General features: G+C 68.2%; 11 protein-coding genes. 4 read left to right on the top strand and 7 right to left on the bottom strand.

Features of this window, described 5'->3' with window-relative positions; all coding sequences use genetic code 11:
* Positions 1 to 124 precede the first annotated feature (124 nt).
* The 5 genes from DES45_RS06560 to DES45_RS06540 all read right to left on the bottom strand — a co-directional run bounded on the left by DES45_RS06560 (position 125) and on the right by DES45_RS06540 (position 5,738).
* Positions 125 to 1,027 carry a DMT family transporter gene (locus DES45_RS06560; RefSeq protein WP_245571565.1) on the bottom strand — a complete coding sequence of 301 codons (903 nt, stop codon included), beginning with the start codon at positions 1,025 to 1,027 and terminating at the stop codon, positions 125 to 127.
* Between the two features lie 117 nt (positions 1,028 to 1,144).
* Positions 1,145 to 1,321, bottom strand: a complete 177-nt coding sequence (locus DES45_RS25040; protein WP_170151415.1) for a hypothetical protein — start codon at positions 1,319 to 1,321, stop codon at positions 1,145 to 1,147.
* Positions 1,322 to 1,439: 118 nt separating this feature from the next.
* A complete protein-coding gene (locus DES45_RS06550; RefSeq protein WP_114769181.1) occupies positions 1,440 to 2,825 on the bottom strand; it encodes a class II 3-deoxy-7-phosphoheptulonate synthase in 1,386 nt (461 codons plus the stop codon).
* A 271-nt stretch (positions 2,826 to 3,096) separates the two neighbouring features.
* Entirely contained in the window at positions 3,097 to 4,482 is a 1,386-nt protein-coding gene (gene gor / locus DES45_RS06545) for a glutathione-disulfide reductase (protein WP_114769180.1), read from the bottom strand.
* The gene (locus DES45_RS06540) at positions 4,479 to 5,738 is read right to left on the bottom strand and encodes an O-antigen ligase family protein (RefSeq protein ID WP_147282357.1); all 1,260 of its coding nucleotides are present in this window, start codon (positions 5,736 to 5,738) and stop codon (positions 4,479 to 4,481) included. Before DES45_RS06540 ends, gor begins: the two co-directional genes overlap by 4 nt.
* A gap of 151 nt (positions 5,739 to 5,889) precedes the next feature.
* Between DES45_RS06540 and DES45_RS06535 the strand changes: the two genes are divergently transcribed.
* The 3 genes from DES45_RS06535 to DES45_RS06525 all read left to right on the top strand — a co-directional run bounded on the left by DES45_RS06535 (position 5,890) and on the right by DES45_RS06525 (position 8,914).
* Positions 5,890 to 6,861 (top strand): Bug family tripartite tricarboxylate transporter substrate binding protein, encoded by a 972-nt coding sequence (locus tag DES45_RS06535; RefSeq protein WP_114769178.1) that lies wholly within the window; start codon positions 5,890 to 5,892, stop codon positions 6,859 to 6,861.
* Between the two features lie 70 nt (positions 6,862 to 6,931).
* The gene (locus DES45_RS06530; protein ID WP_114769177.1) at positions 6,932 to 7,405 is read left to right on the top strand and encodes a tripartite tricarboxylate transporter TctB family protein; all 474 of its coding nucleotides are present in this window, start codon (positions 6,932 to 6,934) and stop codon (positions 7,403 to 7,405) included.
* Between the two features lie 9 nt (positions 7,406 to 7,414).
* Entirely contained in the window at positions 7,415 to 8,914 is a 1,500-nt protein-coding gene (locus DES45_RS06525; RefSeq protein WP_114769176.1) for a tripartite tricarboxylate transporter permease, read from the top strand.
* 65 nt (positions 8,915 to 8,979) lie between these two features.
* Here DES45_RS06525 and DES45_RS06520 read toward each other — a convergent pair whose 3' ends face one another.
* Together DES45_RS06520 and DES45_RS06515 are read right to left on the bottom strand one after the other, a co-directional pair.
* Complete coding sequence (locus DES45_RS06520; protein WP_114769175.1) at positions 8,980 to 9,495, bottom strand: CreA family protein; 516 nt, start codon at positions 9,493 to 9,495, stop codon at positions 8,980 to 8,982.
* Between the two features lie 57 nt (positions 9,496 to 9,552).
* Complete coding sequence (locus DES45_RS06515) at positions 9,553 to 9,936, bottom strand: VOC family protein (protein ID WP_114769174.1); 384 nt, start codon at positions 9,934 to 9,936, stop codon at positions 9,553 to 9,555.
* A 163-nt stretch (positions 9,937 to 10,099) separates the two neighbouring features.
* Between DES45_RS06515 and DES45_RS06510 the strand changes: the two genes are divergently transcribed.
* Positions 10,100 to 11,221, top strand: coding sequence for a DUF2865 domain-containing protein (locus DES45_RS06510; RefSeq protein WP_114769173.1), 1,122 nt, complete (start codon positions 10,100 to 10,102; stop codon positions 11,219 to 11,221).
* The last annotated feature ends 60 nt before the right edge of the window (positions 11,222 to 11,281 follow it).

Here is an 11,281-nt window from a genome sequence, read left to right as displayed (position 1 = left end):
CCTCATCCTCTTCTTCCTCGGCTACCTGAGCTGATCGCTCAGGCAGGGTTTCGACCGGCCCTGCACGTCGAGGCAAGACGGGAATAGTGAGCGACGCAGGAGGAAAACTCCTGCGTCGCGTCTTTTATGGGCGCTCGCTGCCGGCCGCGCCCTTCGGCTCCGCCAGGGTCAGGGCCGTGGCGGCCAGCATGACGCCCATCCCGACCGTTTCGGCCCACCCGAACGGCTCCTGCGCGTAGACAACCCCGATCACGACCGCGATGATCGGGCTGACGAAGGAATAGAGCCCGGCCCGGAAGGCGCCCCAATCCCGCACGAGCCACAGGAAAATCGAGAAGGCGAAAAGCGATCCGCCGATGACGAGGACGCTCAGGCCGAGAATGGCCCGACCGTCGGCGAGCGCCGCGAAGCGGGCCGGATCGTAGCCTTCGAGCGCAAGCGACACGGGAACCAGCCCGAGGCCTCCGATCAGGCTCTGCCAGAACGCAAGCACCATCGGCGGCATGGCCTTGGTGAGGGGCCGGCTGATCACCGAGCCCCAGGCATAGGACACCGTCCCGACCGCCACCGCCCCCAGGCCGAGCGCGGCCATCGCGCCGCCCTGGACCGCGCCGTTCCGGCCGGAGAACAGCAGCACGAGGCCCGCCACGCCGAGCGCAATCGCCCCGATGCGGCGCGCGGTGATCCGCTCCTGGCCGTAGAGTGCCCCGATCACCACCAGGAAGATCGGCATCAAGGCCAGGTTGACGGTCGCGGACAGGCCGCTCGGCGCCACCGCGACGCCCCAGAACAGGAAGCCGTAGCAGCCCGTCGTGATCAGGAGCGACGCGACCACGATGCGGCCGAACATTGCGGAGCGCAGCGGCAGCCCGCGGGCGAGCAGGATCGGCAGGAAGCACGATGCCGCGAGCAGGAAGCGCGTCGCTGCAAGGAAGATCGGCGGAACGACCTCGGAGGCCAGCTTCATGGGGAGCCAGGTCACGCCCCAGATCAGCGCCATCAGGGCGAAGGCTGCCAGGTGGATCACACGATGGCCTCGGATCAGTTCCAGACAGGGCGCATCGTGGCAGCGCGGGCGCGGGTTGAACAGCAGGCTCGTCGAGAAGCCGTTGGATAAGCCCGTTCCGGAAACCGGCTCCTGCGGTCAGAGACGGAAGGGCGGAATGCCGTGCGTGGAGTTGGCCCACACTGTGATGCCGATGGCGGCCGCCACGATCAGGACGTAGATGCCCAGCGTGATGAGGAACCCCATATCGCGGAAAACGGAAAAGTCCTTGCCCAGGGTGCTTTTGGGAGCGGAATAGGAGTGCTTCTTCGACACGGTCGACACTCGCCTCGTTGAACCGGTGTCACATCAACCGGCACCGAGGCTTCGCCGTTCCCGAAAATGCGAAGGGGCGCCGTTCAGCGCCCCCTCTGGATTTCATGTGTCGCAGGTCTCACTCGGCCGCGAGCGGCGCCGGGCGCTGGCGGGAATTGCTTTCCCGCTTGATCAGCTCGGAGGTCAGGAACGCGATTTCGAGCGCCTGCTCGGCATTGAGGCGGGGGTCGCAATAGGTGTGGTAGCGATCCGAAAGGTCCGCATCCGTGAGCGCGCGGGCGCCGCCGGTGCATTCCGTCACGTTCTTGCCGGTCATCTCCAGGTGGATGCCGCCTGCGTGCGTGCCTTCCGCCTGATGGACCGCGAAGAAGTCCCGCACCTCGCCCATGATCCGTTCGAACGGCCGGGTCTTGTAGCCTGAGCCCGCCTTCACGGTGTTGCCGTGCATCGGGTCGCAGGACCACACCACCGTACGCCCTTCCGCCTTCACGGCGCGTACCAAGGCCGGCAGGTGATCGCCCACCTTGTCGGCGCCGAAGCGGCAGATGAGCGTGAGCCGGCCGGCCTCGTTCTCGGGGTTGAGCGCGTCGATGAGCCGGAGCAGGCCCTCCGCTGTGAGCGACGGGCCGCATTTCAGGCCGATCGGGTTCTTGATGCCGCGCATGTATTCCACATGAGCATGGTCCGGCTGGCGCGTTCGGTCGCCGATCCAGAGCATGTGGCCCGAGGTGGCGTACCAGTCGCCGGTCGTCGAATCGACGCGGGTCATGGCCTCCTCGAAGCCGAGCAGCAGGGCCTCGTGGCTGGTGTAGAAATCGGTCTGGCGCATCTCGGGATGCGTCTCGGGATCGATGCCGATCGCCCGCATGAATGCGATGCTCTCGGTGATGCGCTCGGCCAGCTCGCTGTAGCGGCTGGACTGCGGCGAATCCTTCACGAAGCCCAGCATCCAGCGATGGGCGTTCTCGAGATTGGCGTAGCCGCCGGTCGCGAAGGCGCGCAGGAGGTTCAGGGTCGCGGCCGACTGGCGATAGGCCTCGGTCTGGCGGCGCGGATCCGGGATGCGCGATTCCGGCGTGAAGCCGATGTCGTTGATGATGTCGCCGCGATAGCTCGGCAGCGACACCCCGTCCACCGTCTCGGTGTCGGAGGAGCGCGGCTTGGCGAACTGGCCGGCCGAGCGGCCGATCTTCACCACGGGCGAGCCGCCCGCATAGGTCATCACCACCGCCATCTGCAGGAAGAGGCGGAAGAAGTCGCGGATGTTGTCGGCCGAATGCTCGGCGAAGCTCTCGGCGCAGTCGCCGCCCTGGAGCAGGAAGGCCTCGCCCGCCGCCACCTTGGCCAGCGCGCGCTTCAGCTTGCGGGCCTCGCCCGCAAAAACGAGCGGAGGAAAGCCGGCGAGCTGCCGCTCGACGTCCTTCAGCGCATCAAGGTCCGGATAGGCCGGGACCTGCTGGATCGGCTTGTTTCTCCAGCTCGACGGCGTCCACCGCTCGCTCATGACACATACCCCCGTGTCGGTTTGGAATCCTCATCGTGCACCGCAACAAGCGGCACGAAAAGGCACCTATACACGACATATTCAAAAAGGCGAGTGCGGAGCGTGGACGCGTTGGCGCAGGCTGCCCGTGCGCCTGAACGGATACGGCGTCATCCCCGGTGGTCAAAAGGGCTGGGAAGGGGATCCAGCCTCCAGCCGAGCGTCATGGCTCCCCTTACCCTCCACTCCGCTTCGGCCGGGGATGACACCGGGTGCGGGAAGGACGGGCCCCCTATCCCACCGCCACGGGCTTCTTGACCACCGCTGGCGTGCGCATGGTCACCAGCTCCTCGGCAGCGGTCGGGTGGACAGCCACCGTGCGGTCGAAATCGGCCTTGGTGGCCCCCATGGTGACGGCGACGCCGGCGAGCTGGATCATCTCGCCCGCATCGTGGCCGACGATGTGGACGCCCACGACCTTGTCGCTGGCCTTGTCGACGATGAGCTTCATGAGCATGCGGTCGTGCGCGCCCGACAGCGTCGCCTTCATGGGCCGGAAGGCGGTCCGGTAGACGTCGATGTCGCCGTAGCGGGCCCAGGCGGCGGCCTCGCTGCAGCCGATGACGCCGATCTCGGGGCTGGAGAACACCGCCGTCGGGATCAGGTCGTGGTCCACGATCGTGGGCTTGTGGCCGAAGACCGTGTCGGCGAAGGCATGGCCCTCGCGGATGGCGATGGGGGTCAGGTTCGCCCGGTTGGTCACGTCGCCGACCGCGTAGATCGACGGGATCAGGGTCTGGGAATAGGCATCGACCGGGATCGCCCCGACCTCGTCCACCTCGATCCCGACCTTCTCCAACCCGAGACCCTTGGTGTTCGGGCGCCGGCCGGTGGCGACGAGCACCTGGTCGACCGTGACCACGGAGCCGTCCGACAGGGTCGCGACGATGCCGTCCGGCGTCCGGTCGAAGCGCGAAGCGGTCCGGCCGAGCGCCAGGTTGATGCCGCGCTGGGCATAGGCCGCGCCGAGCGCATCGCGCACGTCCTCGTCGAAGCCGCGCAGGAGCTTGTCGCCCCGGTGCAGCAGGGTGACCTCGCTCCCGAGCCCGGCGAAGACGCCCGCGAACTCCACCGCAATGTAGCCGCCGCCGACGATCAGGATGCGCCGGGGCTGCTCCTTCAGGTGGAAGACCTCGTTCGACGTGATGCCGAGCTCCCCGCCCGGCACCACCGGCTCCAGCGTCGGATGGGCGCCTACCGCCACCAGGATGGTGCGGGCGCGGACGCGCTGCCCGGTCTTGAGCACATGGACGGTGTGCGGGTCCTCGATCACGGCGCGGCTGTCGACCACCTCGACGCCCGAGCGCTCCAGGTTGGTGCGGTAGATGCCCTCGAGCCGGTCGATCTCCTTGTCCTTGTTGCGGATCAGGGTCGCCCAGTCGAAGCGGGCCTCGCCGAGGGTCCAGCCGAAGCCGGTAGCCTCCTCGAATTCCTGCGGGAAGCGGCTGGCATAGACCATGAGCTTCTTCGGGACGCAGCCGCGGATCACGCAGGTGCCGCCGACTCGGTACTCCTCCGCCACCATGACCTTGGCGCCGTAGCTCGCGGCGATGCGCGCGGCACGCACGCCGCCGGACCCGGCGCCGATGACGAAGAGGTCCACATCGAACTCACTCATGGTTCTGTCTCCAACCGGGTTTTCTTCAACGCGAGCATCCACACGACCGCCGCCCCGAGCGACGCCGCCCACCAGCCCTGCCAGGCGCCGTGGCCGACCAGCGCGACCGATGCGGCGCCCGCGAAGAGCGCGAGCGAGAGGCTCCTGATCATATGGGATTGGCGGCCGAGGTTGCGCAGGAGGAGGAGCAGCACGACCAGCGCCAGGAAGGCGCCGACCGCTCCGAGCTCGATCCAAACCTGGAGCGGTGTGCTGTGGGGATGGCCGATGGCGAGCATCGGGCGCAGCTCCCGCGGGACCTTCCGGGCCACTGGCGTCTGATGCATGCGGGGGCTCACCCCGAAGCCGGAGCCGACGACCGGCTTCACGCGCACCGCCGCGCCGAAGCTGCGCCAGACGTCCACGCGCTCGCGGGTGTGGTGCTCCGTCATGTGCTCGTGCATGGCGGGCGAGATCAGGCTTTCGCTGATGGTGCCGAGGAACGGCGCCGACGCGACGGCTAGGACGCAGGCAGCGGCGGCGAGCCAGCCGGTGAGCCGCGGCCGGAGCCACGCGAGGCCGAAGACCGGCGCCATGACCAGGAGGCCCAGCAGCGCCGCCCCACTGTCGGAATGCGCCAGCGTGATCCCGAAGGCCACGGCGACCGCGGCGGCCCAGGCCCAGCCGCGGCGTCCCGACGTGGCGAGCCAGGCCAGGAGCGGCGGCATCAGGACGAGAAGCGTCAGGGTCGGCCGGTTGAAGATGAAGGTGTTGGCGCGCATCCCCAGGGCCTGCCGGGCCGCGAGGCCCGTGGTCAGGTCGACCAGGATCAGAAGACAGGCCGCCACGACCGAACAGGCCAGGAGCCTGAAGGCGCCGGAGGTCATCCGCTCCGGCAGGACCAGGGCGAGGACGAACCCACAGGCGATCGGGATCCAGAGTTCGCCGAGCGCTGCGACGGAGAGCTCCTTGAAAGGGCTCCAGGCGATCGACGCCACCGACCATGCGAAAAACGCCGTCACGGCGAGCCCCAGGGGCGAGGCCAGCGCCGAGGCCGCATCGCGCCCGAGCTGCCGCAGCCCGCCCTCGGCCGCCACCGCCCCGAGGCAGAACAGGGCGCTCAGCGCCAGGAACAGCGGGGTCGAGCGGTGTGCGATCGCCATGGCGAAGGGCATGACCGCCAGCGCCGTCATCCCGGCCCGCCACAGGGCTTCGGCCAGCCGGAGGCGCAGGTCGGAGACGGGCCGTCCGGCGGAGGCCAGGGGGAGAGTGTTCATGGCGAGGCTCATACGCCAAGGATCAACAACGATAAAGTCGGAAGCTCTCGCGGACGGCTTGCCGCCTTTCGGTTCCGCCTTTACGTTCGCGGCACGACGCGCCCCCCTTTTGGGCGACCAGCGTCTCACGCGTCCGTGGAGGAAACACAAGATGACTCAATTCCGCAAAGGGCTTTGGCGCACCGCCATCGCCGCGGCGGCCGTCGCCGGCTTCGTCGGCACGGCAGCGGCCCAGATGGAGCTCAAGATCATGGCTCCGGCAGCCCCTGGCGGCGGCTGGGACCAGACCGCCCGCTCCATGCAGCAGGCCCTGACGCAGTCCGGAATCGCCAAGAGCGTGCAGGTCACCAACGTGCCGGGCGCCGGCGGCTCGATCGGCATCGCCCAGCTCGTGAACAACTCCAAGGGCGACGGCAGCCAGCTCATGGTCATGGGCTACGTGATGGTGGGCGCGCTCCTCACCAACAAGTCGCCGATCACCCTCGACCAGACCACCCCGATCGCGCGCCTGACGGCGGAGTACGAGGCGATCGTGGTGCCGGCCAACTCGCCCATCAAGGACGCCAAGGAACTGGCGGCGGCCATCAAGGCGGATCCCGCCAAGGTGACCTGGGCCGGCGGCTCGGCCGGCGGCGTCGACCACATCGCGGCGGCCCTCTTCGCCAAGGCTGCGGGCGCGGACCCGACCAAGATCAACTACATCCCGTTCTCCGGCGGCGGCGAGGCCCTGGCGGCCATCCTCGGCGGCAAGGTCACGGCCGGCATCTCCGGCTACGGCGAGTTCGAGAGCCAGATCAAGGCCGGCAAGCTGCGCCTGATCGGCCTCACGACCCCGGCCGACAAGGCCACGGCCGACATGCCCTCGATCAAGGCGCAGGGCATTGATCTCGAGATCGCCAACTGGCGCGCCGTCGTGGCCCCTCCCGGCATCTCGGCCGACCAGAAGAAGGCCCTGACCGACGCCATGGACAAGATGGCCAAGTCGAAGGAGTGGCAGGAGATCCTCAAGGCCAAGGGCTGGGAGGATGCCTACCAGTCCGGCGACGCCTTCGCCAAGTCGCTGGCCGAAGAGCAGACCCGCACGAAGGAGGTTCTGACCTCCGTGGGTCTGGTCAAGTCGTAAGTCTCCGATTAAAGCGATTCGGGAGGCGCCGCGTTTTCCAGCGCGGCGCCTCTTTTTTCCAGGAATTGCCATGAGCACATCGTCCCATCGGCGCATCGACGCAGCCGGTCTCGTTATTGCCCTTATCCTCTTGGTCCTCGCCGGCCTGGTCTGGTGGGATATGAGCAAGCTCCAGATCCTCTCCCCCTACGATCTCGGCCCGAAGGTGATGCCGATCATCGTCTCGGCCGGTCTGGCGATCCTCGCGATCGGCAACGCGATCTCGGCCTTCCGCGGTGAGCTTCCCGCCCGCGACAGCCTCGACTGGCGGCCGATCATCCTGATCCTCGGCGGCCTCGCGGCGCTGATCCTCCTGATCGCCTTCGGCGGCGGCTTCATCATCGGCACGGCCCTCCTGTTCGCCACCACCTCCGCCGCCTTCGGGCGCCGGGCCTTCCTGGTCGACCTTCTGATCGGCTTCGTGGTCGCCCTGATCGTCTACGTTCTGTTTTCAAAGCTGCTCGCGCTGTCGCTCCCGACAGGGCCGCTCGAACGCCTGATCTGAGGACTGGCCATGGAAGCCTTCGTGTCCCTCGCCCACGGCCTGACCGTGGCGATTCAGCCGATGAACCTGCTCTTCGCGCTCATCGGCGTCCTGCTCGGCACCGCCGTCGGCGTGCTCCCGGGCATCGGCCCGGCGCTCACCGTGGCGCTGCTCCTGCCGATCACCTTCAAGCTCGATCCGGCCGGATCGATCATCATGTTCGCCGGCATCTATTACGGCGGCATGTATGGCGGCTCGACCACGGCGATCCTGATCAACACGCCGGGCGAAAGCGCCTCGATGGCCACCGCCCTCGAAGGCAACCTGATGGCGAAGGCGGGACGCGGGGGTCCGGCGCTCGCCACCTCGGCTATCGGCTCCTTCGTGGCCGGCACCATCGCGACCCTCGGCCTGACGCTGCTCGCTCCCTATCTGGTCGAGCTGGCCGTGAGGTTCGGACCCGAGGACTACTTCGCCCTCATGTGCGTCGCCTTCGTGACCGTCTCGGCCACGTTCGGCGATTCCCCCGTGCGCGGCCTGACGAGCCTGTTCATCGGCCTGCTGCTCGGCCTCGTGGGCATCGACATCCTGTCCGGCCAGTCGCGGCTGAGCTTCGGGGTTCCGGAGCTCTACGACAACATCGAGGTCACGACCCTGGCGGTCGGCCTCTTCGCCGTCGGCGAGGCGCTCTACGTGGCCTCGCGCCGGCACATCCACGAGGAGAAGCTCGAGGCGGTGCGCGGATCGCTGTGGATGACCAAGGAGGACTGGAAGCGCTCCTGGAAGCCCTGGCTGCGGGGCACCCTCTACGGCTTCCCGATCGGCGCCCTGCCGGCGGGCGGCGCCGAGATCCCGACCTTCCTGTCCTACGCGACCGAGAAGCGCCTGACGAAGCACCCCGAGGATTTCGGCAAGGGCGCGATCGAGGGCGTCGCCGGTCCGGAGGCCGCCAACAACGCCTCAGCGGCCGGCACTCTGGTGCCGCTGCTGACGCTCGGCCTGCCGACCTCGGCCACCGCCGCCATGATGCTCGCGGGCTTCCAGCAATACGGCCTCAATCCCGGGCCGCTGCTCTTTGCCGAACGGCCGGACCTGGTCTGGGGCCTGATCGCGAGCCTGTTCATCGCCAACGGCATGCTGCTGGTGCTGAACCTGCCCCTCGTGGGCCTGTGGGTGCGCCTTCTGTCGATCCCGCAGCCCTGGCTCTACGCGGGCATCCTGGTCTTCGCCACCATGGGCACCATCGCGGCGAACCCCTCGCCGGTGGAACTGGTCATGCTGACGGTGTTCGGCGTGCTCGGCTTCCTGATGCGGCGGTTCGACTTCCCGATCGCTCCGGTCGTGGTCGGCCTGATCCTCGGTCCCGTGGCGGAAAGCCAGCTCCGGCGCGCGCTCTCGATCAGCCTCGGCGACCCGATGGTGCTGCTCGAGAGTCCGATCTCGGCCACCCTGCTGTTCATCGCCCTCGTAGCCCTCGTGGCCCCCTTCGTCCTCAAGGGACTGGGCCGCTTCAAGGCGGTCGAGGACTAGAACCCTCGAATGAATGGGCCTGCTTCTCGCTGATGGAGAAGCAGGCCGACCGCTGCGCACCCTGCCTACTTCACCCAGTCCCCGCACCTCGGCGGCACCTCCGTGCCCCAGGGCATGAGCGGGACGCTCGAGGTGGAGTTCTTCGGGGAGCCTTCGATGGGGCGGTCGGAATAGACCATGTAGACCAGGGTGTTGCGCTTGGCGTCGCAGCCGCGCACGATCTGCATCTTCTTGAAGATCAGCGAACGGCGCTCGCTGAACACCACGTCGCCCTGGCCGAACTTGCCCTTGAATTTCACCGGGCCGATCTGGCGGCAGGAGAGCGAGATGTCGGAGACCTCCTCGGCTACCCCGAAGGTGCCCGAGATGCCGCCGCGCTCCGGGGTGGTGTAGTGGCAAGCCACGCCCTCCACGAGCGGGTCGTCGATTCCATAGACGGCGAGCTTGTCGTCGGGCGTCAGTGCCCGCCAGACCGTCGACTTCTTGAAGATCATGTCCGGCTCCTGGGCGGCGGCACCGGAAGCGGACCCGAGGGACACGCCCGTGACCAGCGCCAGAGCCAGAACGAATCGCGACAACATTTCACACTCCCACCGTTAAGCTCGTATGTGGGGACGGCACCTCGTTTTGGGGAGGGGTCACTCGGGATGATGGCTGACGACGCAGATCTTGTTGCCGTCGAGGTCCCGGAAATACGCCCCGTAGTAGTTCCTGTGGTAGTGCGGCCGCAGGCCCGGCGCGCCCTCGTCGGCCCCTCCCCGCATCATGGCGGCGGCATGGCAGGAATCCACGGCGGACCGCTTTGGCGCCAGGAGTGCCACCATGGCGCCGTTGCCGGGAGACGCCTCGCGGCCGTCGAAGGGCCGCGCGACGATGAACTGGGGACGGCCGCCGGGCTCGCCGTAGCCCAGCAGCATCGGGTCGGAATAGCGCACCTCCAGGCCCAAGGGCGCGAGCACGGCGTCGTAGAACGCCCTGGCCCGCGCAAGGTCATTTGATCCGATGGTCGTATGGCTGTACATGAGGGCCTCGTATCCGGTCCGGGAGACTTGGTTCTCACGGAAGGCTAAGGGGCCTTCTTCGGGGCGGGCAAGGGGTTAACCACAATCGGGCCAAGTTCACGGGTCATAGGACCATCGACCCGCGATCACGCGCCCTGACGAAATCGGTTCTGCGACAAGCCTGATGACAAAGACACCCTTCTTCCGCACCCTCATCGCCGCGGCGGCTTTCCTGGTCACCGGCGGCGTCGCCGTCGCCCAGTCGCCGGAATGCCAGCGCTTCCGCGCGGAACTGGCCGCCCTCGACCGCGGCGCCGGCCCGCAGACGGCCGCCATGCAGACCCAGCGCAACGAGCTGAACCGGCTCCTGCGCTATTACCGCTCCATCGGCTGCGAGCGCGGTCCCCTCGGCTTCCTGGCCGGACCGCCCCCGGCCGAGTGCCCCACCATCGCGGGCCAGATCCGGCAGATGGAGGCCGGCTACGCCCGTCTGGCGCAGCAGGCCGCCGATTCGGGCGAGGTCGAGTTCCGCCGCCGGCAGCTGCAGGCCGCCGTGCAGCAGACCTGCAGCACCGAACAGCCCCGCGGCTTCTTCGAATCGCTGTTCGGCCCGCCACGCGGCCAGCCGCAGCCGTCCGAGATCATGCCCGAGGGCCAGCCGATCATCGCCGACGAGCAGCAGTCGCTCGGCGGCGGCAAGCTCGTCTGCGTGAAGAGCTGCGACGGCTCGTTCTTCCCCTTAAGCAACTCCCCGGGCGGCCGCCAGGGCGCCGAGGAGATGTGCCAGGCCCTCTGCCCCGGCACGGAAACCCATGCCTACGCCTATCCGGGCGGCGACAACGGCCTGAGCCGAGCCGTCTCGGTCTCGTCGAACCAGCCCTACACCTCGCTCGCCAACGCGTTCAAGTTCCGCAAGAGCTTCGACGAGAGCTGCGCCTGCAAGCGCGAGAACGAGAGCTGGGCCGTGGTCCTGCGCCGCGCCGAGGGCATGCTGGAGCAGCGCAAGGGGGACGTGATCGTCACCGCCGAGAAGTCGGAGGAGCTGTCGCGGCCCAAGCAGGCCCAGGCCAAGAAGGCCGCCGACAAGAAGGCCGACGAGGAGACGCAACAGGCCGCCGAGGTCGCCGCCTCCGCGCCGACCGCCAGCAAGGAATCCGCCGGCATCGGCCCCCAGTCGATCGAGAACGCCACGGTTGTGAACCAGGGCGAAGGCGCGAAGCAGGAGGTCACGGCCCGGGACGGCACCAAGCGGACCATCCGCGTGATCGCCCCGAACGTGGTGCCGGTTCCGAACGCCAGGAACTGATCCTGCGGCAACGGCCGAAGGCTGAAAATTGCTTTGGATGACTCCGCCTGAAGGTGCAGG

Source organism: Microvirga subterranea, from assembly GCF_003350535.1.
GTDB lineage: Bacteria > Pseudomonadota > Alphaproteobacteria > Rhizobiales > Beijerinckiaceae > Microvirga > Microvirga subterranea.
The sequence above is the reverse complement of the archived record's forward strand: the minus strand, read 5'-3'. Positions and strand labels throughout refer to the sequence as shown.